Origin of the sequence: Sphingobacterium multivorum, from assembly GCF_039511225.1 — a bacterium.
Lineage (GTDB): Bacteria > Bacteroidota > Bacteroidia > Sphingobacteriales > Sphingobacteriaceae > Sphingobacterium.
Map to the genome: position 1 here is coordinate 2,995,231 of NZ_CP154261.1, position 23,917 is coordinate 3,019,147.

23 protein-coding genes are annotated in these 23,917 nt (G+C 38.9%); 8 read left to right on the forward strand and 15 right to left on the reverse strand.

Features of this window, described 5'->3' with window-relative positions:
* Positions 1 to 103 precede the first annotated feature (103 nt).
* The 5 genes from AAH582_RS12435 to AAH582_RS12455 all read left to right on the forward strand — a co-directional run bounded on the left by AAH582_RS12435 (position 104) and on the right by AAH582_RS12455 (position 3,649).
* A complete protein-coding gene (locus AAH582_RS12435) occupies positions 104 to 436 on the forward strand; it encodes a YegP family protein (protein WP_343317708.1) in 333 nt (110 codons plus the stop codon).
* A complete protein-coding gene (locus AAH582_RS12440; RefSeq protein WP_343317710.1) occupies positions 433 to 1,248 on the forward strand; it encodes a PIN domain-containing protein in 816 nt (271 codons plus the stop codon). Before AAH582_RS12435 ends, AAH582_RS12440 begins: the two co-directional genes overlap by 4 nt.
* Positions 1,249 to 1,973: 725 nt before the next feature.
* Positions 1,974 to 2,186, forward strand: coding sequence for a hypothetical protein (locus AAH582_RS12445; RefSeq protein WP_046673369.1), 213 nt, complete (start codon positions 1,974 to 1,976; stop codon positions 2,184 to 2,186).
* 2 nt (positions 2,187 to 2,188) lie between these two features.
* Entirely contained in the window at positions 2,189 to 2,734 is a 546-nt protein-coding gene (locus AAH582_RS12450) for a hypothetical protein (RefSeq protein ID WP_343317713.1), read from the forward strand.
* A 417-nt stretch (positions 2,735 to 3,151) separates the two neighbouring features.
* A complete protein-coding gene (locus AAH582_RS12455; protein ID WP_343317715.1) occupies positions 3,152 to 3,649 on the forward strand; it encodes a GNAT family N-acetyltransferase in 498 nt (165 codons plus the stop codon).
* A gap of 111 nt (positions 3,650 to 3,760) precedes the next feature.
* Here AAH582_RS12455 and AAH582_RS12460 read toward each other — a convergent pair whose 3' ends face one another.
* Complete coding sequence (locus tag AAH582_RS12460) at positions 3,761 to 4,918, reverse strand: TlpA disulfide reductase family protein (protein WP_343317717.1); 1,158 nt, start codon at positions 4,916 to 4,918, stop codon at positions 3,761 to 3,763.
* Positions 4,919 to 5,160: 242 nt separating this feature from the next.
* On the opposite strand from AAH582_RS12460, the gene AAH582_RS12465 reads away from it, so the two are divergent.
* Entirely contained in the window at positions 5,161 to 5,886 is a 726-nt protein-coding gene (locus tag AAH582_RS12465; protein ID WP_286751894.1) for a DUF6090 family protein, read from the forward strand.
* A gap of 113 nt (positions 5,887 to 5,999) precedes the next feature.
* Here the strand turns inward: AAH582_RS12465 and AAH582_RS12470 are convergent, their stop codons facing one another.
* From AAH582_RS12470 to eat, 13 genes are all read right to left on the reverse strand, one after another.
* A complete protein-coding gene (locus AAH582_RS12470) occupies positions 6,000 to 6,467 on the reverse strand; it encodes a GNAT family N-acetyltransferase (protein WP_343317721.1) in 468 nt (155 codons plus the stop codon).
* A gap of 178 nt (positions 6,468 to 6,645) precedes the next feature.
* A complete protein-coding gene (locus AAH582_RS12475; protein ID WP_343317723.1) occupies positions 6,646 to 7,641 on the reverse strand; it encodes a hypothetical protein in 996 nt (331 codons plus the stop codon).
* A gap of 80 nt (positions 7,642 to 7,721) precedes the next feature.
* On the reverse strand, positions 7,722 to 8,924 hold the full coding sequence (locus AAH582_RS12480) for a S41 family peptidase (protein WP_343317724.1): 1,203 nt from the start codon (positions 8,922 to 8,924) through the stop codon (positions 7,722 to 7,724).
* Positions 8,925 to 9,086: 162 nt separating this feature from the next.
* A complete protein-coding gene (locus AAH582_RS12485; RefSeq protein ID WP_343317726.1) occupies positions 9,087 to 9,818 on the reverse strand; it encodes a hypothetical protein in 732 nt (243 codons plus the stop codon).
* A 9-nt stretch (positions 9,819 to 9,827) separates the two neighbouring features.
* Positions 9,828 to 10,550 (reverse strand): hypothetical protein, encoded by a 723-nt coding sequence (locus tag AAH582_RS12490; protein ID WP_286751899.1) that lies wholly within the window; start codon positions 10,548 to 10,550, stop codon positions 9,828 to 9,830.
* Between the two features lie 398 nt (positions 10,551 to 10,948).
* The gene (locus AAH582_RS12495; protein WP_343317727.1) at positions 10,949 to 12,676 is read right to left on the reverse strand and encodes an amidohydrolase; all 1,728 of its coding nucleotides are present in this window, start codon (positions 12,674 to 12,676) and stop codon (positions 10,949 to 10,951) included.
* A gap of 112 nt (positions 12,677 to 12,788) precedes the next feature.
* The gene (locus tag AAH582_RS12500) at positions 12,789 to 13,490 is read right to left on the reverse strand and encodes an HAD family hydrolase (protein ID WP_343317729.1); all 702 of its coding nucleotides are present in this window, start codon (positions 13,488 to 13,490) and stop codon (positions 12,789 to 12,791) included.
* Between the two features lie 26 nt (positions 13,491 to 13,516).
* Positions 13,517 to 14,005 carry an NUDIX hydrolase gene (locus AAH582_RS12505; RefSeq protein ID WP_286751901.1) on the reverse strand — a complete coding sequence of 163 codons (489 nt, stop codon included), beginning with the start codon at positions 14,003 to 14,005 and terminating at the stop codon, positions 13,517 to 13,519.
* 267 nt (positions 14,006 to 14,272) lie between these two features.
* Positions 14,273 to 15,652: an aldehyde dehydrogenase family protein gene (locus AAH582_RS12510; protein WP_343317732.1), complete on the reverse strand. Its 1,380-nt coding sequence runs from the start codon at positions 15,650 to 15,652 to the stop codon at positions 14,273 to 14,275.
* Entirely contained in the window at positions 15,630 to 16,406 is a 777-nt protein-coding gene (locus tag AAH582_RS12515; RefSeq protein ID WP_343317734.1) for a gamma-glutamyl-gamma-aminobutyrate hydrolase family protein, read from the reverse strand. The genes AAH582_RS12510 and AAH582_RS12515 overlap by 23 nt, the downstream gene beginning before the upstream one ends.
* Positions 16,381 to 17,538 carry an iron-containing alcohol dehydrogenase gene (locus tag AAH582_RS12520; RefSeq protein WP_070564090.1) on the reverse strand — a complete coding sequence of 386 codons (1,158 nt, stop codon included), beginning with the start codon at positions 17,536 to 17,538 and terminating at the stop codon, positions 16,381 to 16,383. The genes AAH582_RS12515 and AAH582_RS12520 overlap by 26 nt, the downstream gene beginning before the upstream one ends.
* A 7-nt stretch (positions 17,539 to 17,545) precedes the next feature.
* The gene (locus tag AAH582_RS12525) at positions 17,546 to 18,907 is read right to left on the reverse strand and encodes a glutamine synthetase family protein (protein WP_156167603.1); all 1,362 of its coding nucleotides are present in this window, start codon (positions 18,905 to 18,907) and stop codon (positions 17,546 to 17,548) included.
* Positions 18,904 to 20,226 carry an ethanolamine permease gene (eat, locus tag AAH582_RS12530; protein WP_343317742.1) on the reverse strand — a complete coding sequence of 441 codons (1,323 nt, stop codon included), beginning with the start codon at positions 20,224 to 20,226 and terminating at the stop codon, positions 18,904 to 18,906. Before eat ends, AAH582_RS12525 begins: the two co-directional genes overlap by 4 nt.
* Before the next feature lie 192 nt (positions 20,227 to 20,418).
* On the opposite strand from eat, the gene AAH582_RS12535 reads away from it, so the two are divergent.
* Complete coding sequence (locus AAH582_RS12535; protein WP_046673359.1) at positions 20,419 to 20,883, forward strand: Lrp/AsnC family transcriptional regulator; 465 nt, start codon at positions 20,419 to 20,421, stop codon at positions 20,881 to 20,883.
* A gap of 152 nt (positions 20,884 to 21,035) precedes the next feature.
* Here AAH582_RS12535 and AAH582_RS12540 read toward each other — a convergent pair whose 3' ends face one another.
* Positions 21,036 to 21,980 carry a pentapeptide repeat-containing protein gene (locus tag AAH582_RS12540; protein WP_343317745.1) on the reverse strand — a complete coding sequence of 315 codons (945 nt, stop codon included), beginning with the start codon at positions 21,978 to 21,980 and terminating at the stop codon, positions 21,036 to 21,038.
* 353 nt (positions 21,981 to 22,333) lie between these two features.
* Between AAH582_RS12540 and AAH582_RS12545 the strand changes: the two genes are divergently transcribed.
* Positions 22,334 to 23,911 carry a Na+/H+ antiporter gene (locus tag AAH582_RS12545; protein ID WP_343317747.1) on the forward strand — a complete coding sequence of 526 codons (1,578 nt, stop codon included), beginning with the start codon at positions 22,334 to 22,336 and terminating at the stop codon, positions 23,909 to 23,911.
* Positions 23,912 to 23,917 lie beyond the last annotated feature (6 nt).

A 23,917-nucleotide genomic window follows, 5' to 3' on the forward strand; every position in this document is an offset into this window, starting at 1 on the left:
CATTTATACAATCAAACCTTTTTTTTATATAAAAAGTACTGCAACAGTTCTGTTATTAGCACAACATGTTTTAAATTTGATAAAAAAGTTCAAAATATAAAAGATGGGAAAATTTGTAGTTCATAAGAGATTCAATGGAGAATATCAGTTTAATCTTAAAGCTTCGAATGGTCAGATTATTTTGTCTAGCGAAGGCTATACAACTAAAGGTAACTGCTTAAACGGTATCGAATCTGTAAAGACAAATTCGAAAAGTGATGATCGATTCGATAGAAAAACTTCAAGTAATGGAAAATATTATTTTAATCTGAAAGCTTCTAATGGCCAAATTATCGGAACTAGTGAATTATACGAGACTGAATCGGCAAGAGAAAATGGGATACAATCTGTGAAAGTAAACGCCAGTACTGCTTTAATTGATGATTTTACGTTATGAGCATGATAGTAGTTCCGATGAATCAACCTGCTCTAGCGAATGGTATAAGATTACTGATTGACACGAATATATATCTTGATTTTTACCGTAGCAACAAAGATTCAATTCAACTTTTAAGTGAGTTATCAAAGCATCTTGATAAAATAATATTAACTGACCAGATCATTCAGGAATTTGAAAGAAACAGAGAGGTCGTTTTAAAAACTTTAAGAGCAAGTTTTGAATCAGAGTCGCGCTTAAAATATATTTCAAGTGCATTTCTGCAAAACTTGCCTGAATTTGCAGAGCTCCAAAAAGCTCAGAGAGATTACGACAAACGCCGAAAGGATGTTATCTCTTCAATAGATACCATCATCGACTCTCCTGAAAAAGATCCCGTTTATTCTTTTTTCTCGGATATGGTCAGTGCTTGCCGAGCGAAAAATGCGATTTTGAATACAACTGATGAAATTATTGAAAGAGCACACAAGAGAAAACTTATTGGAAACCCGCCCACTTCATCGGGATTCTCAGTTGGGGATGAAATTAATTGGGAGATTGTCATTGCAAATCTAAAGGAGAATATTATTCTAATCGGTAGAGATAGTACCTATACGACTAATTTTTCTTTTCTTAAAAGGGACTTTCATAGAAATACCGGCTGCTTGATAACAAAGCTTACTAACAGTATTACTGAGGCTTTAAAGGAAATTGGAGTCGTAATGACCGCTGAACTTGAAAACGTTGAGCAGAAAATGATTGAAGAATTAAAGGTTTACAATGAATTTTGGACAACTCCAATTAATAATGACGAAAAAAACAGCGATAAGTAAACCTCTCCTATTTTCTCCTTTGATCTACTAATATTATTAGCTATATTTGTTAATAATTTATAAGAATTAAATAGCTCTTTTAATATTGTTTAAAGGTTACACAAATGAGGCTCCTTTCTGGCAATTATTTGAATGAATAATTTATGGCAGAATCATGGCAGCCATCTTCAATAGTACTTAAGTATAGGTTTATTGTGAATTGAGAGGGTTAGTTCGAATCCCTCCCTTTCCGCAAAACGAACCGTTTTTAACACTGTTAAAAACGGTTTTTCTGTTTTAAGTATTATACCGGCACCAAAAACAGCACTTAGATCAAAGCAAAGAAGTTCATGTTTAATGGGACTGTCTTCTTCCCAATCCCACGTATAATAAGAGCCAAATCAGGTGACAGGAGAGTCGTTATGAATACGAGATTCTCAGCTAGATTTATGAGTTCGATAGTTTTACATTATCGCTCTACATTTTGTTAGTTGCCTAAATTTCATCTTCAGCCCTTAAGATATTTAAACAGGTATATAACTTTAACAATCAACTGTATAATTCTTTCGTAGGCTTTCTTGATCAAGAGAATAAACAACCAGTCAATTTTTATTAATGGATCTTGTTACCAATCAAAAGTCAATTCATCAAATTATTGGCGTTTTTTATATTAATATTTTTTTATAATATATTAATATATGTTTATATTTAATTAATCGTACAAGCTAATGTTAATTAAGTTTTAAATGAAAAGGATAATTCAAGAAGAAGAACTTGTCAAAACTGGAAAGATGAAAAAAGATCCGCTCACTATGTCTGCGGATGAAAAGATACAATGGAGGCAAGAATTGCAAAAGAGCATTCGTTCCTATTTATTTTCTCGCGAACAGCCATTGGTTTATAACAAGGATGGACAAATGGTTGAAGAGCATCGCGATGGCACGATTCAAAGTATTTGATCATGGCGACAATATATGTGATAACCGGTCCCTCTTACATTGGGAAAAGTACTTGTGGTCAGTATTTCATCCCAGAAGGGATTAAGATACTTGACCCAAATCTCTTTGTTCAAAGCTATGCTGAACTAGGTTTAAAAGATGGATATCGGAGATTTGAGGAACAGCTGTTGGGGCTGCTGAGTCATGACGAAGATTTTGCTGTTGAGGTCAATATCGTTAATAAGGCGCATCTTCAAATGCTACAAGACATTAAAGCCTTGTATCCTGAAAATAAGATTGAAATGATCTTTTTTTACACCGATAATATGTACATATGCCAAGCGAGGTCTAAGGCTAAGAAAAATAGTAGTTGCGACTCCGACCCTGACAAAATAACCCGTTCATACATTCATACCATGCCGCTTGTGAAAAGGCATCTAAATCTCTTTTCCTCCGTTAAGGGGATCGATATAAGCGAAAACCACATAGTACCTGAAACTGTGTTTAAATACCAAGATAATGTTTTAGGAATCGAGGAGGCTACATCTCTCCCCGTATGGGCTCAATGAAGGAACATCATACCGACTTAAATTTCGATAAAAGGAGAAGTCTAAATTTAAAGGCTCTTGACCTGACCAACTTCTACCTTTGTTCGGCTTTTCCTCAGCTGGACTTTGAGTTGGCTTTGATGAAAACTTTCATATTCATACTTACTGCAGTTCCAAATGGTTGATCCTTTTAAGCGATAGATATTATTACTATCATTATTTTAGTACAATATCTTTTATGCGGGCAAGACCCTCGGATGAATCGCTAAAAATGATCTTGCCATCTCGGTCAATGACAATATAGGTTGGAAAGATAGAAACCCCCAATTCTAAGACGATAGAATTTGTTTTTTGTTTCATATCCACATATACCTGAGGCGAGTTTAAACAATAGTGTATTTATTACTATATTTGAGAATAAACCGAACATAAAAAAGCATGGATACCCTCAACTTTCAACTTACACTTAGGCCGACAGTATACACGGATTTAGAAACACATTATCAGTTTCAGCTTGATGAAGAATCAAATTATCTCGCCGCATTTACCTCAAGTACTTCTTCAGACAAAGAAGCTTACCTTGAGAAATATGCTAAATTTCTCAATGAGCCAAGTATAAACAATCAAACGATTCTGGTTGATGGGACAATTGTAGGAAGTATTGCGAAGTTTGTTATTGATGGTGATGCTGAGATCACTTATTGGATTGACCGGAAATTCTGGGGACGTGGAATTGCAACAAAGGCGCTTAAAGAACTTCTTTCATTTGAAACAAGCCGTCCGATTTATGGGCGTGTCGCTTTCGATAATATCGGTTCTCAAAAAGTACTGGAAAATTGTGGTTTTGTTAAGGTTGGTACAGACCGAGGTTTTGCTAATGCACGCCAAATCGAAATCGAGGAATTTATTTATAGATTAGATGAATCAGTGATTTGATCAGCCTATTCATTACCAGCTTTCTTCTTAGTACATTTTGCATTTACGTTTTTGGGCCTAACAAGAATATTCCAGTCTTAATACGGCTTATCGGACACACTACTAAACGCACTATTTATGATCGTCTTTATCGGAAAAGATCGCCTTTAACTTTTCTTCTAAATCTTTTCCCCTGAGGTCGCGGTATATAATTTTTCCTGTGGGATCCAATAAGAAGCTTGCTGGTATGGAATTTATGCCATAACGTTTTGCTGCTTGGCTATCCCAACCTTTTAAATCAGATACTTGTGGCCAACTGAGCTTATCATCTGCAATTGCTTTCATCCATTGTTCGCGTTGAGCCGCCTTGTCCAGGGATACTCCTAAGATCTCGAATCCCGAATCTTTGTATTTATTGTAAAGCGCTACAAGATTTGGATTTTCCTCACGGCATGGTCCACACCAACTAGCCCAAAAGTCTACTAATAGATACTTTCCTCGGAATTCAGTTAGTTTTAGACTCGTACCCATTTGCGTTTGTAGTTCAAGATCGGGGGCAATCTGTCCAACTTTCGTCCTGATCGACGATTCTAATTGCATGGGTATCTCTTTGGCCAAAGGGTAGCTTCTGAGCTCCTCCGCTAAACCGCTGTATATCCCTTTAACCTCTTCTATAAATTTCTCCTGTCCAGCAACAAAGGATAAACTGATTAAACTAAGGTAAGACGATGGATGTTGGCGAGCAAATGCTAAATGAACGCTATACAGGTCATCCATTAATCCCTTTTCCCGATCAATAAAAGCTTCCCGTACTTTAGGATCGCTCTGTTGATTAGCTGAAAGTGCATAAAATTCTTTATTAAGTGCTGTAAATTTATCATCTACAACGCTTCGCATTTTTTTTAAAGCATCTTGGTCGAGATTAATTTGAGACCCGCTAATTACAATGTTCTTCAAGGAGTCGCTTGCTCGCATTTCCATAGTCACAGGCTCAAGGTAAAAACGAAAAAAATCCATTTGCTCGTTGCGAGCTGGTCTATTTACATATGGATTTTTATTGAGATATAACGATGATGAAACAGGATACTCTACGGTTCCCGAAAATGAAAAATTTCCTCCTCTGGAAAAAGTGGAATCCACGACAGACTTACCTTCTATTTCGTAGATCAAAAATACTTTAGCACCATCCTGCACTGGGGGTATTGTGCCATTAATTTGATAGCGATTTTGCCCACAAACGAGGAAAGGAAGCGTAAGAGCCACTACTAGCAATCCTGCCCGAATTCTCATAATATAAAGTCTATTTTCAGTTAATTTACGAACCTAAATATACGGAATTTTTCTGTTCTAAACCAGTCACTATTTAGTATAATCCATGGTATATACCCGATAAAACAATTTGACAGGTGTTTTCTGCCATAAAAGAGGTAATAGATAAGTTATTAATTTGTGTGTTTTACCAAACTTTTGCATCTTTGCGTATTAGCACCAATATTTAACAAATCACCTTTATATTAACTTAAAGCTGTAAAATGCAAGACGAGATCATTAAGCACACGAAGAAAATTTATAAAACCGCAAAGGAGCCAAAGCATAGTCTCACCGAAAAATTGAAAGAAATATCCATTGAGATCTTCATTATCGTTTTTGCAGTATCACTTTCGATATGGCTTCACGGTTGGAGTGAGCATAGGCATGAACAACAAGAAGTAAAAGAATTTTTGGAGGACCTAAAAGTCGATCTCGAAAAAGATGTCCACGACTTAGAAAAGCAAAATTCCTACCTAACGAACACAGCGGAAGGATGTAAATTTTACGGGGAATTAAACCAACAAAAAATTGATAGCTTGGTGAAAGTCAACCCAAATGACCGTATTAAGATGAACCTTAATCCGATCTTTAAGATCAGAAATACTGGAAATTATGAAGGATTTCGATCTAGTGGAAAAATCGGTCTCATTAAGGATCGAAAATTAAAAACAGGAATTTTGGAATATTATCAAACCGTAGTACCATCAAAAGACGATTGGCAAACCTACTATAACTCATTGGTTTTTAATCTCGCAGATGAGCTGGTATCCGTTCCCAATGCAAATATCAATCCTGATTTAATGTACAAAGCAATTAACGCATCGCCAAAAGTAAAAGGGATTCTTATCAATGCAGCATCTCAAGCAAATATGATTATTCAGCTGAATGATCAGGTGATTAAATCTGCCAAAGAAATCATTGCCGAAATTGAGCATAACAACGAATAAATCGGTTTAAAATGAGTGTGTAATGCCTTGCCAATAAAAAAAAGACTTCTTTTAAAGTTTTAAAAGAAGTCTTTTTTACTTGTTATAGATATTATCTCATTGGATTTTCACTATTATCTGTCATCGATTTCCATACGCATTTCCAGAAGATTTGGCTTAAATCCTGCCTTTGCATAGGCCTTTTTTGCACTGGTATTTTCTTCATAAACCTGAAGTCTTACTTCCGAGATATTTCTTTCTTTTGCCCAATCGATCAATCGGTGTAAAATCATCTTGTTGATACCCTGACCTCGATATTCAGGCCTAACGTACATAAACCCAAGGTAAGCATACTTATCATATTTTTGATAAGGTTTTGAATCCAATAATTTCGCATATCCTGATCCGACAAGTTGATCGTCAACAACTGCGACAAGGACTTCAGCCTCCCTAGACTTGATCAATTCGAGGAGATCATAATAATGAATTTCGCCTGGCTTTAATGTGTTATCAAAAGGTCGTTCCGCTTCAACGATCCCTTGTTCAAACTCAATTAACACATTGATTTCGCTTTCTTTTGCTTGTCTGATGATTATTTCCATAATTAATATTCTGCGTGTATTATTCCGCCTCTTTCGGGCTAGATCCATTGTTGGCAAACTACAAATCGCATAGCAACTGTAGTATTATTTTCATATTTTAAGTTCTCATAAGAAGGAACTTAGGAGCCTTTTTCACCTTTTCTACAAGTTACATATTTTATCACTTATAACGGACGGGCTACTTATTAAGAATATGGAACTCTCGTTTTTCCAATAATCCATTTTTGAATAGTTCAGTATAAATCAACGGTCCTCTTTTTCTTGTGTTAATTATTGGTTCCCCCGTTTCTTCATTATATTCCTGCAATAATTTATAACATTTCCATTCGCCATCAGGAAGACCTCCTTTATACGTTGCTTCCACGTACGTATACGAATCTGTAAATGATGGATATTCTTGTAAGTCCACAAACCGATTTGTTTTAAATTCGATCCATTTTCCTTCTTTATGGTGATTTTTAATTGAGCCCTGTTCTTCATCTGTTTTATATAATCCATTCTGATCATAGTATCTGACAAATGTTCCGTTGCTTAAGAGCTGAAATTGATAAACAGGTTTTTGCCTAAAGGGATTCTCATTAAATTCATAATCCCGCAATGAGATTATAAAATTTTTATCGATATAGAATAGTGTATAGTCTGTGAATCCCATTTCTCCCTCATGATGAAGATAAATTCTTCTTATATCAACCGGTTTCCCATTCTTTACTGAAATTAAATATATTTTTTCTATGAATGGTTCACTATAGCGGACAGCGTTATAAATGGCCAGAAAATGAAGCGAATAATCCCCATAACGGAGGAAATTGGAGGCAAGTTTAATCTGATTATATTCTTTGCCGATATCTTGCTCAAATGGAAAAGAAACATCATATGCTTCGGGTATCGTTACGAGATTGTTTTTGATTGATTGATCAAATTTTAATGCATAGCGATTTCCTAAACCACGGTGATCTTGCATAGCCGACAATACGGAATCGACAGGTAGGTGTTTTGAAATATTTGAATACCCAAATGGAGGCGTTATACAATTCCTTTTATCCGTATTAAAAAAGGTAGATCCTTCAACTGATGCAGGTATATTTAAATTCTTATATCCGGTTTGTGCTTTGCTGTAGTTGGAAACAAGTACAAGCACAAGAAGGATAAAGGTTTTATTAATTTTACTAAACATATACTCTTTAGTTGTTCACATTGATCTTAACATTGCTCCATGAGTTTTCAGGCAAACTGAGTCATCATCTCCTATCTAACCTAAAAAGCTATCTCCTTCGCTTTTTTTAATGTTTCTTCGATATTTTCACACAAAATCTTGGGAATAAAATCCTCTCTTGGCATTCCGTTGATATGATACAATCTTTCCGTTGGGAATTGGAATCCAATTTTTGTTTCTGTCAGACGAAAATTTGAAATTGCGCCTAATAGCCCGGCCATAGGTGTGCCAATAACTGTAGCTCTATCAAGCGCGTCAAAACCTATAGCTATCCCTTCGCCCATACTTCCTGTCCAGTGTCCCACGAGGATATACACATTACCCTTGTAGGTTTTCTTACGTGGACTTACATACTCTACCCAATGTCGTTTTGTGTCATAATCCTTCTCATCAAATTCGTGAATCTGATAAGGTAGAACTTTATTGACAAACCGCCCCATAATGGCCCTCGCAACCGTTGAATTTCCACCGCTAGGGGTCTCAGTCAAATCCAAAATAAGGTTTTTATTAGAAATCAAACTGTCAAGCGTCTTATCAAATTCAGCGATCAAGTTGTTATTTCCCAGTGAATTATTGATTTTGATATACGCTGTGTTCCCATTTATAATTTTATAATACAACAATTCATTCCGATTGCCATAGCTTACCGGTTCAAATGTTTTACGTTCGCCGTTTTCAACGACAGTAATCACCCGCTTTTTATCGTGAGTTCCTGCAAAAAGCATATCTAAAGCATACTGATACATCTTTGGACTGTAATGATCTGTAAATCGAGGTAAGAAACTTTTTAACTGTTCATCGATTGCTTTTCCGTTGAAAAGAGTTACTTGCATACCAATTTTTAACCCCGCTAAATCTGCACCAAAACCTTTTCTTAAGTCTTTTATTAAATATTTGTTTCCATTTTTTTCGACACGTAGGTCGGACCATGATGGAATTATCCTGTTTGATGTATTAAGATTTGTGCTTAACGACGAATGTCCATTGTACAGCTCATTCAACGTATTTTCAAGCAACTGAATAAACTCGTTGTCATTTGTAACTTTTTCTACTTGTGAAGAATAAATTTCTTTGACTTTATTCCAGTTGATATTTTGACTTTCTAAATAAGCATAATGTTTATTGATGTCAGACCAAAACTCATAAAAATCCTTTTGGTATTTGGTTTGGGCGAAAATATTATTCTTTGTTAAAAATAAGAATACTATAGTAAAAATTGCTTTAGTCAATAGGCTTAATTTCATTGTTGTGTTCTTGAAGTGGTATTTCATTGGTCCAACCATAGCAAAAATAATAAAACCGGTGTTAAAATACTGAATCTTTTGAAAGCATTACTTTTTTCGTAATCTCTTTGTATAGATTTATAACTTGGAAAATCCTGGTGTTGTGATTCAGCAATTAAGCTGTTAACATCCCATTGGAGTTTTGATAATGATTAATTTGGTAACTTTTTTACCGTTATCTTTAAGACGACATGCGATCCGTAAGAAATAACGGCTTATACCGACTGCTGATGGATATTCAGATGGCGATTTTACTTTAGCCAAAAGTTTAAACCATTCTTCACCACACTGCTCTTTTACTTTTTGTTTCAACTCGTCCATAGATACGCTGGGAAAGGTCCGATGATCCTGATCAGTATATTCTTCACTTAGAAAAAGGCCATTCCCATTTTGTTTTAAAGGCTTCCAGTCTGAGTTAAAATGTTTCCATTCGGTAAGATCACAATGGGGACCTTCATTCATAATAGTTACGCTGGTTTCATAGCGTTGTTCCACCTTCAAGTCACGGACCTGATCACTTAAAATAGAAATATAAGTTCCCTCGATGCTTTCCCCGACTTCTGCTTCGATTTCTACGGTATCACGTTGTAGTCGATCCATCCTTTCTGGATCAAAAATGGCCATACCTTGAATCGAAACGACAAATTCATTGAATTTTATGGATGTTGTAGTCTTAACCTCATTCGTGGTATGTGAGGCGGGGACCGTATCTATCTGCTGCCTGGATATCACTACTTCTCCGTCAGTAGGATGTTCTGATTGCTTAACATCCCGTTTTTGTAGGGGTACGCTAGGATTGGTACAAGAGCAAATTGCAGCAACAGTTAGCATGATGATATTTTGTTGTATGTTCATCTCTATACCTTAGTTTGTATTTTCTTTGCTTAACCGGGCAGTGTAGTACGCAAACTGCTTCATGTTTTCATTGGCAACTTTTTTAAGCGTATAAGCTTTTATGATAATCGTCATGCTATCGATCCATCTGATGTTTTCCACCGCCCAATTGTCCGTTTCAAAACTGTTGTATTCGGAAAGTTTGATCCGGAAAGGAGCCTTTTCTTTGCGGACAGCAAGTACCCCTATAAAGCAACTATTCGCAGCATAGACCTCATTATAATAATAAGCAAGAAAATCTCCGTTTGGAGATGGAATTGGTATTTCAACTGCACCGTCGCCGACTGAAGCAATTGTATGTTGACTACCATTGATGCTATCGAGTAAAACTAAATCGCTAAAACCTAATGATTCAGCAACATGATTGCTTACGAGAATATGCATTTTCAGTTTGGGAAGATAGCCTTTATACGCCCAACCCTTAAATCCATCGCCATAACCGGCTGAAAAACTATATTTCCTGAACTTTAGCTTGCCTTTGCCTGTAGGAATCACAAAACTTTTCCGTTCAACAGCAGGAGTTTTATTGATAATGTTGGAGCTAAATGCTTTATGATAGTCTTCTGGTGTAGCTGCTTTGATTACTAATTTGGGAAGGCTATCATAGCGATCTCCATAACCTACTGTCAAATTTGGTGTAGATTGACCGTAAACAAGGTTTATCGAAAAAAGAAATATCAATAGCGATTTCATAATTATTTCTGGATTTTAGTAAAAACAGGATTCCATCTAAGATAACCCTCCCTGCGTTGCATGATGAAATAGATCTATTGTTTGTTCAAAAGTGACATCATGAATCGATCATCGTGTAAAAATAGGCCACAAGCCGCAAAAGTTTAAGACCATTTAATATTTGCATGTGGCGATTTATTATTCGCTATTTCTTTAAAGGATGAAGACTTGACGCTGTTGTATTACTATACAACTCTCCTGTTTTATCCCAACATTTGATCCTCTTGAAAACGATGACTTCGACTCATCGTCACTAGTCCAGCAGAGTGGCAACTAACAGTACGATAGTAGGTTTTTCCAAACAATAGCGAATTAAAATGTGTTTACAACGCTGTTTTATTATGGGATTGACAGATTGATCAATTTCGCTTAAAGACTGTATTCCCTTCTTTGATTGTTTCAATTACTTTGATGTCCCGTAATTTTTGGGGATCAATTGTTAATGGATTTTGATCCAAAATAACCAAATCAGCTAGTTTTCCTTTTTTAAGAGACCCTTTATCTTTTTCTTCCTGATACTGATAGGCAGCGTTGATGGTAATTGCTTTGAGCGCGTCCCTGACATCAATACGTTCATCTGGCCCCAACAACATTCCCGAACGTGTGGTCCGATTGACTGCAGCATACACCCCGGTCAATAGATCTGGAGGTGTTACTGGGCTATCATGATGGATGGTAAACAGTATTCCCGCTTTTTTTGCCGACTGAGCTGGACTAATAAACGCCGCACGTTTGGGACCAAAAACACTTTGATAGTGCCAATCTCCCCATAAGTAAACATGGGATGAAAAGTAAGAAGGAATAACACCGATATCTCTTATCTTGGCGATATGATCGGGGCGGCTGTTCTGCACATGTATCAAGGTTGCCCTAAGCTCGGGCTTATAAATTCCTTCGGCTTTCAATTTGCCGATCACACGAAGTGCCTGATCAATAGCCGCATCGCCATTAACATGTAGTTGTGCCGTAATATGATTTGAAAACACTGTCTTTAAATCATTGTAGAGGGTCTGGTCCGAAAAGATTGGAAAGCCTTTGTAATCTGCCGATTGACCTTCTGGTGGCACCAGGTATGGTTCTGTCAACCAGGCTGTCTTCCCCTGAGGCGAACCATCATCCGAAAATTTAAATCCACCAAATTTCAAACGCTTTTCGTATTTCATGTAATTGGGTTTAAAGGATTTCCATTCGGCTTTGTTTGCTTCAAAATCCGGAAAATAAACCACATCTGCCTTTAAAAGATTTTTCGAAGCTGCTTCCTTCAACAGGCCAATCCCCACTCCCATCGAACGTCCGTCACAGATGGTTGTCTGGCCATAACTAAGCCATTCGTCTTGCGCTTTGACAAAATCTTTTAGGGTTTGGGGTAGTTCGTTTTTGGCCTGTTGAGGCCTGGGAATCATATTCGTCAACTTCACCAGTGCGGCAAAAGAGGCATTTTCTTCCAGCTTACCGTTTAGTCGATTATCAGGGCTTCGGCCGTAATGTCCCCCCTCCGGGTCTTTTACATTTTCGGCAATACCTAATAACTTCAACATCGCACTATTGGCAACACTTGCATGACCAGAAGCATGAATGACAATAATCGGATTTGTCGTACTGATCGCATCCAATTCCTGACGAGTCGGATGGCGATGCTCACGCATGATAGCATCATCGTAACCATTTCCTAATACAGGAACAGACGTGCCTAATTTTGTTCGCTTAATAACTGATAATATAGTCTTTTGAAGATCTGGTATTGAATTAACGGTACCATATGGACTTGGCGATAAATCTATTGCCTGTTCCATTCCTGCTCTTGAAGTGATATGGCCATGGGCATCGATAAAGCCAGGCAGTAAAGTTTTTCCCTTTAAATCGATCTGTTTCGTGTTTTCCCCTACATAGGGGGCCGCTTCTTTCCGGCTACCGACGAAAAGAATTTTCCCGCCTTTTACTACTAACGCATCTACCTGGGGAAAATCATCTTCCATCGTAATAATATTTCCACCATAATACAACGTATCCCCTTTTTGCTGACTGCTCTTACAGCTTAAAATAAAAAAGGGTAAAAGGAAAAATAGATATTTTGTAATAATTGCCATGTGAGAGGTTAACTGTACTGATGAATAACAACAGAAAACAGTTAATTGTTTCGCAGCTCTTTGCTGGGTAACAGCCGGTAGAAGAAATGCGCATCTAGACGCGCATTTTGGATTAAAGCAGAATCGGTAGCAGTTGATCTAGACTTTCTACCTGCAGGAAATTGCTTGGTTTAACCTCATCACAAGCTTGCTCATGTGTCCAAGTCACATGGTAAGGGACATGTATTGCCTGTCCCCCCAATTCCAGAACAGGCAGAACATCGGAGTTGATTGAATTTCCGATCATGATAAAATTTTCAGCGGGGCATTCAATTTTTCTTAATAATTTTGAGTAATCGTCATTTTTCTTGTTACTCATAATTTCCACATGATGGAAGTACTGTTGGAGACCCGAATTTTTCAGCTTTCTTTCCTGATCCAAAAGATCGCCTTTTGTGGCTACGATTAGCTTATAATGTGCACTCAGCCTTACCAACGTATCTTCAACACCTTCCAATAATTCAATCGGCATCTTTAATAAATCCTGTCCAATCGCTATGATTTTGTTTATTGTCTTCAGCGATAACTGTCCTGCCGAAATACGGCTGGCAGTCTCTATCATACAAAGAATAAAGCCTTTCACACCATACCCATAGAGGGACAGGTTATTCATTTCTGTTTCAAATAATTCTTTTGATACTGCATGCTGTGGAAGATAATTTTCTAACAGTGCACAAAAATCATGTTCTGCTTTTTGAAAATATGGTTCGTTTACCCATAATGTATCATCTGCATCGAATGCGATGACTTTAATGGCAGTTTTATTGATAATCATTCTAATTTTAATTCAATTTAAGTAGTTTACTTGATCTTGATGCCATTATATTGTTCCCATAACCCGGTCAAGTTTAGGTCTGAATCATATACGGCATTAAAAGCAAACAGTTTTCCCTTAGCCACATAATCATAAATATAAAGATCGGTTAAAGGGGTCGGAATAGATTCCAGTTCGTCTGCAGCGATCCATTCGAGGTCACCCTCATTACAATAGGGGGCCTCTACATATTCGATATCGGATACATATACATAGCTGATCCAATTGTAATTGATCGGTGATGTTTCGGTTAACATGCCACAAAATTGTTTTGACGTGATATGGATCCCTGTTTCTTCCATGACTTCACGAACTACCGCATCATCCGGGTTTTCAAATGGGTCTAATTTCCCACCAACGGGAACATACATATCTTTATTGGGTTCTTTAAGGCGCTTTAGCAATAGAAACTTATCTTTATTTCTTAATATACATAGTGTGGCTACACGCTTCAAACCTGTCACTTCAGTGCTCATTTCTTTTCTGTTTGTAACAAAAATAGAAAATGTTGCGAGAGTCTTCAAGCATTTTAGCGAATTCATTCAGTCTATCTCTCCTCAGTAAAGACTTGCATATCTATTGCATCGGCATAAGTCACCTTGGCGATCACTTTTCCATGAAGCGGACCCCATAATCTTTACGCACTCACTCTCATGGGGTACCGAAATTTATTTTTGAGGGAAAGCCCATTATCCAATGAACGATCGGCATAATGGGCTATATCCATAGAATTAAACATTAAATTATGCGGGTCTTAAATGATAGGCTTTAGGCTGAACAAATGCTCGTATACCTTGAGCCGATAAGGTCGAACCTAAGCCAGAATTTCGTCTTCCGGACCAAGGCACATTAGGGCTTACCCTATCACAGCAGTTCCAATACACCGTTCCTGTATCCATTTTGCTAAGGATATTCATTGCTCTATCCTGATCGGACGAAAACACCGCTGCAGTAAGGCCATAGGCCGTATCCTGCATCAACGTAATTGCCTCTTCGTCTGAAGTGACCTTTTGTATACCTATCAACGGACCAAAAGTCTCTTCACGCATAAGTAGCATGTTGTGATTACAGTGCTCAAATACTGTGGGAGCATAATAATATCCCTCACCTTCTAATGCGTGTCCGCCCAACCGTAGTGTTGCTCCCTTTGCAAGGGCATCTTTCACTTGATCTTCAAGGACGTCCAGCTGAGCAGCCCTCGTTAAAGGACCGATAAATGTGTCTCCAGCGCATGGATCGCCAACCTGATAGGAAGCTACCTCCTCAATAAATGCCTCGACAAACTCATCGTATATCTGTTCTGAAACATAGATACGTTCAACCGCACAACAGCTCTGCCCATTGTTGTAGAAAGCGCCTTCGGCTGCCGACACCGCCGCCTGTTTTATGTCTTTCACATCTTCTGTTACGTATAGTGGATCCTTTCCGCCTAGCTCAAGCTGGACTGGAACTAATTTATGCGCTACGGCCCTAGCAATATGTACTCCAGTTTTATAGGATCCAGTAAAGAAATAGCCATCCAATGGCAATGATAAGATATGCTCGCCAATCCTCCCATCTCCAACAACACAGTGAAATACATCATCAGGTATACCGGCTTCATAAAGGTATTTTGCAAACTGCAATCCGGTCAGCGTAGCAAATTCAGAAGGTTTATAGAGCACGGCATTGCCCGCAACCAAGGCGTACAGAAAAATATTAAAGCCCACATTATAAGGGAAATTCCATGCAGAAATATTGGCAATTACACCAAGTGGTTCATAGCGAATATGTTCTAGTGTAGCTCCCTCATTTACAATAATTTCTTCTGAAAGCCATCTTTCAGCATTTTTTCGAAGATGCTCAATACGGTTTTGTGCTCCGTTAATTTCATTAAGCGATTGTGTGATGGGTTTGCCCGTCTCCTTGGTAAGGATCTCCGCAAGTTCCTGTTTATTCGCCAAGATCAGCTCCCCAAATTGTATGATGCACGCCAAACGATCCTTCAAAGGAACGTTGGCCCATTTTTGCTGTCCCTGTTTTAGTAAGGAGAGTGTATTTTCCAATTCAACTGTTGTGGTTGAAGGCAACGTTGCTACTACAGCACCGGTTGCAGGATTTCTAATTTCTATGTTGTCTTGCATGTTCGATAAAAACATTAAGAATTAAATTTTCATCTAAAAGTATTCCCTTCTGTGTTTGGGAAAATTCGGGATGCCATTGTACACCCATCACTTTCCCGGCCGCTTCTTTGGTATAACCAAATGCTTCGATAAATCCGTCTTCCGAGCGCGCAAAGACTTCGAGATCATGGCCAAGATCTTTAATAGCCTGATGATGTACAGTGTTGACCAATGGATTGGCAACATGGCCATATAGTCTGTCGAAAAGTGTTCCTGGTTCTATATGTACGGGATGATTGATGGTGTCGTATAGACTTGCTGAACGATGTACAGCCGACTGAGGAAGCTGACTACCGATATCCTGATACATTGTGCCTCCAAAATAGACGTTCATTAACTGAAATCCCCGACAGATACCTAAGACTGGCTTATGATTTCTGATGGCATAATCCAATATCTTTAGCTCATATTGATCCCGATAAGGGTCTCCTTTCCAGGGTCCGATAGGCTCTTCTCCATAATGCTGGGGTGCTATATCGCTTCCACCTTGAAGAACTATGCCATCCATCTGGTGTAAGATGTCCGCTAATAATGATTCTTCAAGATCCGGCAATAATATAGGAAGAACGCCTTTTTTAGTTATCCATCGAACCATATCATTTTCTATATAGCTCAGTGATTTGTGTCCAAAGACCGTCCTCTCGGGGTCTGGATAAAAAAAACACGCACTAATACCGATTTTTAACATATTATTTTCCTTCGTAAGCGGTTTCATAAATTGCAAGAAAATCTGCTTTGCTAACGGGCTTGGGGTTTGATGGGTGACAGAAATCTGCAAACGCCAGTTCTGATAACGGTTGCAGATGTTCCTTTTGCACGCCTATCGCAGATAATTGTGTAGGCAGTCCCAAACGTACATTGAGGTCAAACAGATAGTCTACAACCCTGTCTCCAGCATGACTGCCGAGCCCTAAAGCCATGGCCATTTTATCGAAACGATCTTCAAAACCGACATAATTAAACTGCATGCCATAGGGAAGATTTACCGCGTTGGCCAGTCCATGATGGGTATCAAGGAGCGAGGACAGCGGATGCGCTAAACTATGAACGACTCCTAATCCCTTCTGAAAAGCAACAGCTCCCATCAATGATGCCAAAAGCATTTTAGAGCGGGATGGCAAGTCTGATTCTTTCGTAGCACACTCAATAGACGTCGCCACCATGGCCATTCCTTCAAGCGCTATACCATCACACATCGGATGATACCCTTTGGCCAAATAGGCTTCCATATTGTGGGTAAGTGCGTCCATTCCCGTTGCTGCCGTAATAAACGGTGGCAGATCCATTGTAAGCAAAGGATCGGCAAATACAATTTTTGCCATCAATCTGGGACTAAACAGAATTCGTTTTTTCTTGGTTTCATCTTCTGAAATAATAGCACTACGCCCCACCTCACTCCCAGTCCCGGCGGTCGTAGGTACAGTAATCAATGGTGGTATCTCGTTGGTCACATAGATATCGCCACCGATCAGATCGTCGTAATCAAATAAATCACGATGATGATTTGCGCGCAAGGCAATTGCCCGTGCTACGTCGAGTGCTGCTCCACCGCCAACGCCAATAATTGAATCTCTATTTTGCCCTCTAAAGACATCTCCTCCCAAGAGGACATCAGATTTTACTGGATTTTTATGCAAATCATGAAAGACAATAACGTCGATCCCTTTGTTCGTCAGCTTTTGTTGAACTCCCTTAAAAAATGGCAGTTGGGCGATAGTCGGATCCGTTACCAGTAAAGGGCGATTAAGTCCATTGGTCAATAAATAGTCTGGTAGCTCGTCGATCACTCCAGCACCAAAACGGATCGGTGTCGGAAAATTAAAACCGTAAATTTTTGCTGTATCCATTGTTCAGTTAAATAATTTCAAAATATCTTTTTGTTTCCCAATCTGTGACCTGCTCAGAAAATTGTCGCCATTCCCATAACCGTGATTTACAAAAATGATCGACAAACTTTTGGCCAAATAGCTCGGAGGCTATTTGCGATTGCGCCATTCGAGCGGTCGCATCGTGGAGGTTTCTTGGTAACACGCCGTGTTGCAGATCTTTATAACCATTACCGCTAGTATGTCGATTATCCAATGGCAATTTATACTTGATGCCATACAACCCGCTAGCCAAACATGCTGCTACTGCCAAATAAGGGTTCACATCTGAGCCGACAACACGATGTTCAATGCGTGTGGCTTTGGGGCCACCTTCGATGACGCGGAGTGCTGTGGTACGATTATCTATGCCCCAAGTCAGGGTTGTCGGTGCCCATGCTCCTTCAGTCAGCCTTTTATAACTGTTAACAGTGGGCGCCAATAACGGTAGAATATCAGGTAAACAATACAATTGCCCAGCAAGAAAATGCTTCATCAACTGGCTCATTCCGAGTTCATCATCTTTATCATAAAAGAGGTTGTTCTGTTTGTTGAGATCCCAAAGACTTTGATGTACATGGCCACTGCAGCCTGGTAAGTCCTTGGTCTGTTTCGCCATAAAACTCGCCGTGATATTATGTTTTTTTCCGATGTCCTTAACCGCAGATTTAAAGAGCGTAGCCCTATCCGCAGCTTCAAGAGCATCACTACATTGGATCGCAGCTTCCAGAACACCTGGCCCGGTCTCGGTATGTAGCCCCTCAAGAGGTACACCGAATCTTTCGAGCATAGCCAAAAGATCCTGAAAAAATCCGTAGTTGTCAGACATCCGTAAGATGGAATAGCCAAACATACCAGATGTTATCGGTGTCATATCTCTAAAACTATTTTGGGGAGCGGCATTATCGGCTTTCACGAAATTAAACCATTCAAATTCCTGTGAAAAAATTGGTTTAAATCCGGCAGTCTCCGCCTGTGCAATTATGTTTTTAAGCAGTGATCTTGGGCACACATTTTGGTCGCGAGAAAGCGGAGATTCAAAATCAGCTAGAAAAAAGGGAATATCTTCTTGCCAGGGAATCTGTCGAAATGTATTTCCATCAATACGCGCCGGGAAATCGCCGTATCCTGTATGCCAGCCTGTAATTTCCACATTGTCATAAACCTGATCGTTAACATCCCATCCAAACACCACCGAGCAAAACCCAAATTCATTGTCCAGTGCAGAGATAAACTTATCCCGATGCATAAATTTCCCACGGAGCACCCCGTCTATATCAGCGACGGCAACTTTAACGTGCGTACTTGTGCTTGCTGTTAATTTGGCAATAATTTCATTTTTAGTTATCATAATTTGATGGTTTTGTCCTTGTCAAGGAAGATTAGGAAATAGAGGTATGATAAGATGACAAGCCCAAAGAATAATAGAGCTGTCAACGGGTTATAATATATCATTGCAATGAGACACACGACAGCGATAATCAACGCAATCGCTGGAAACAGCGGATACAAAGGAACTTTGAATGGGCGTTCCAAATCGGGTTCCTTTTTTCGCAAGGCAAAAAATGACCACATGGATATTATATAAAGACAGATTGCCCCAAAACATGCGATGGTAATAATGCCAGCGGTCTTCCCGGTCAATAATGCTATGATGCCAATAGCCATATTGATTAAGAGTGCATTGGCCGGAGTCTTAAATCGTTGATGCACTTTTCCAAGAATCGACGGTGCATACCCCACTCTCCCAAATTCGAAGGTAGCTCTGCCACCAGCGAGAATGATACCATGAAATGAGGCTATAAGACCCAAAAGACCAACGCCTATAAGTAGTTTATAGAGAATATGGCTATTGTCAATGACATGTGCAATGGCAAGTGGCAATGGTGAATCGGAGGGTTCAGTGCTTCCGACAGGATAAACAACAGCCTCCCAGCCGCCGACACCCACCGCCGACAAAAATGTAATGATACAAAGCACAACTAAAGTTACGATGGCCGATCCAAAGCCGATTAATACATTTTTCTGTGGATTGATCGTTTCCTCAGCAACATTCGCTACACCTTCAATAGCGAGAAAAAACCAGATGGCAAACGGAATAGCTGCAAAAATACCCGAGAAGCCATTGGGCAATGCGTTGTGCTCAAGGTTGGAAAATTCGAAAGCCGGAAATGTAACACCGGCAAATATCAGTAATTCGATAACCGCAAGAACAGTTACGACCAATTCAAATGATGCAGCGAGCTTTACGCCCAGTATATTCATTGAAGTGAAAATCACATAGGCCCCAATGGCAAAAATAAGATAGTCAACCGAAGGATGCAATAAATGTAGATAAGCACCTATAGCAGCAGCAATGGCAGGCGGAGCAAAAACAAACTCGATATTTTGTGCAATACCGGCGACAAATCCCAAATGCTTGCCCAATCCTCGATTGGCATATTCAAAGGCTCCGCCAGCCTTAGGGATCGCACACGCCATCTCTGTATAGCTGAAGGTAAATGTAAGGTACATGATAATAACGAACACTGTAGCAATGGCCAATCCCAATGTGCCGCCTTCTGCCAAACCGAGATTCCATCCAAAATACATTCCCGAGATAACATAGCCTACACCCAATCCCCATAACATAACCGGACCAAGGACTTTTTTTAATTGAGGCTCACTCATAATTTTATTTAGGTTGGTAAATTGATAGTAATTAATTAATTTAAATTTACTACATATAGTTTAAATGATAGTATTATATATCTGTAATTATGGCTATTTTAGTAAAATAATATGGTTGTATTTTATTTACTAGTGTTTACGATCTAACTACAGTCATAGATATAGTTTTTTTAGATTTAATTTACTACGATAATGAAATTGGATGAGAAAGACCTCATGCTTCTGGACCTTTTGCAACAGGATGCGAACATAAGTAACAAGGAAATAGCTGACCGTGTTAATTTATCCATGACTCCCGTATACGAACGTATTAAGAAGTTAATAGCAACCTCCGTTCTCAAACAGAAAGTCTTTCTGCTGGACAGAAGAAAACTTGATCTTAATCTAATGGTGCTTGTATCCATCAGTATGGAAAAACATTCCAATGAAAGTGCTTTGTTATTTATGGAGGAGATACAAAAATTTCCAGAAGTAGTCGAGTGTTTCCACGTAACGGGTGCATTTGACTATCAAATAAAGGTGATGGTTAGGGATGTTGATCACTATCATGAATTCAATTTTAATAAACTGGCAACAATCAAGGGAATAAGACATATGGAAAGTTATTTTGTCATGAAAGAAATCGTGAATACAACCCGTCTCCCAATCTTTCTTTGATAATTAGTTTAGCATATTTTGGCTTTACTATGCTGCGCTGACGACTCTCCTAATTTAATTTCCCGGAATTGATGGATTTCATTGGTATGGCACCTAGACTTAGGCAATGGTTCATACTTGCAGAACCATGCCTTCTATTTGTATCGTGTTGTTTATAAGAGCACAATATTCTCAAGCGATACGCCTACTCCCTTAAGAGCTGCGTAGGTTAATTTGTCCATTGAGGCTCCGTCAAAATCGATTGTTTTAATACTCTTATAATATTTATTGGTAAGCGCAAACGTGGGCCGAAAGGAAACATTTCTAAGAATAACCCCTCTAAATGAACTGTTTGCTAGGTCTGCATTATCGAATTTTACGTCGACAAATACTTGCCCATCAAAGCTTATGCCTTTCATATCACAGGACTTAAAGCAAACACCATTGAACTCACAGTGTTCAAAAATGGTTTTTCTGAGATCCGACGCCGTAAATTTGACATCTGTCAGCTTTATACTATTAAATCTAGCATTGTTCAACTCCGACGCATAAAATTCTGTACGTGCGAGAACGGTCTTGTTGAAATTTGCGTTCGTCATATTACTAGCAGAAAATGTGCAGTCCGTAAGGTTCGACGAATCAAAATTAGCATCGCGGATATCACTTCCTTTAAAAATGCTTGCCGTGAAATCTGCTGTACTGAAGTCTGTACCACGCAGCTCACTTCCGAGAAATTTTCTCTTTGGCGCATTTACGCCAGAAAAATCAGTTTCGGCTAGCGTGTTACCGCTAAAATCTGTCAGTAGCGGCTTTTGTCCCGTATCAGAAAATTTTGCCTCTTCCAGAGAATTTCCTTTCGTGCCATCTAAAGTGCCAATGACCACCTTTTGACTTGCTACGCTATCTCCTATTTTCGAATTTTCGGCGAAGTAGTTTAGATCGACTGCGAATATTTCCGCAAGTCTATGTAGTGTTATAAAGTCTGGTAAAGACTCTCCCCGCTCCCATTTTCCAACTGCCTGGGGGCTGACGAATAAAAGTTCAGCAAGCTGTGCTTGCGACATATTTCGCTCTTTCCGCACTTTGGCAATATTATTACCTAATGTTTTGTTATCCATAATTATTGTTTATTGATGATGTTCAACTTTACAAATATATTGAGGCTAATCTGTAATTATCGCGAAAAGGGAAATACCTCTAGTTGTAATTATGCTACTTATCGTTGTATTCGAACAACTTCGGGTTGTTATTTCTAGAGTATTGTCCTATACTGTTATTGAAACTATATTTTAAGTAAAACTCCTCAAAGACGAACCTTTCTTTATAATAATGCCATCGCATATTTTAGATCGTGGGTTATGAGAAAGACAAACTTTAACTAATTTAGGAAGATCTACCACCATGAATACCGCCAAGCTAGTTTAAATATTTCTAGAAATTTGATCTATATTTATATACCTAAAATTTACATATGTTAGAGAATTTTGAGTTTTACCTTTTTTTAGTCCTACTAATTACGATGTTGATCATGCTGGCGAGAAAAATTCAGGTTGCATACCCTGTTTTACTCGTATTAGCGGGACTTGTAATAAGTTTTATCCCGGGAGTTCCCCCTATTAAGATAGAACCCGAATTGATATTCATTATTTTTTTACCGCCGCTCCTTTACGAGGCAGCTTGGTCAACTTCCTGGAAAGAACTCTGGCGATGGCGCCGGATTATCTTCAGCTTTGCCTTTGTTGTGGTCTTTTTTACAGCATTGTCCGTTGCCGTTTTTGCCAACTATTTTATCCCGGGATTCTCCTTAGCTCTCGGTTTTCTATTGGGTGGAATAGTTTCCCCCCCTGATGCGGTTAGTGCCGGTGCAATTTTAAAATTCGTGAAGGTACCCAAAAGGCTGGCGTCCATATTGGAAGGTGAAAGTTTGTTGAATGATGCTTCCTCACTAATAATTTTTCGCTTTGCAATGATTGCTGCTGCTACTGGGCAGTATGTATGGTACCAAGCGGCCGGGAGCTTTATTTGGATGTGTATTGGCGGAGTGGGAATCGGACTTACAATTGCCTTTGTTTTTCTGAAAATGCACAAACTTTTACCAACCGATTCCAATACAGACATATTGTTAACTTTTATTGCACCTTTCTCGATGTATTTGATCGCAGAACAACTTCATGCTTCTGGGGTTCTTGCGGTTGTCAGTGGCGGCTTATTTCTCTCGTATCGTAGTCACGATTTTTTGAGCAGTGCATCCCGGATTCGGACAGTAACCGTATGGGAAAGCTTTTGCTTTCTGCTGAATGGCATTGTCTTTATGCTTATCGGATTAGATTTACCGGAAATTGTATCTGGATTGGGTGATACCAATATCTCCACTGCTATTGGCTATGGCATCGCTGTTACAATAGTCCTTATTCTTGTACGAATTTTTGCAGGGTATGCTGCAGTAATTACGACCTTGATCATGAGAAATTTTATAACGGTTGCAGACGCTCAATCGCCCGGTTGGCAAACGCCAATGATTATCGGCTGGACTGGAATGCGTGGCGTCGTTTCTTTGGCAGCAGCGCTATCTATCCCATTAACTTTGGCCGACGGAACTCCTTTTCCTCAAAGGAATCTCATTCTTTTCATCACATTTGTTGTGATTCTGTTAACCTTACTTGTTCAAGGGTTGACCCTCCCTTTTATCTTGAGGAAAATCAAATTAGTAGATAGAGATTTTGTAAGAAGTGAAAAGGAGATCGATTATGAAATTCAGAATAGATTGGCTCAAGTCGCCGTTGACAAGATTCGTAATGATTACGCGGACAAAGTTGAAAGTTTTCCGACCTTAAAGGATCAACTACAGAAGTATGAAAATCAATTGCGGAGCTCCGAGATTATCATTAATTATGCCGAATACCGTAAAATCTATATCGATATCCTTGAAACACAGCGTATTTGGCTTATCAATAAAAACCGCGAAGAACTTTTATTGGACGAAGAGATCATCCGCAAACACCTTCGTTTGTTAGATCTTCAGGAAGAAAGGTTGAATATGAGAAGCTAATTTATC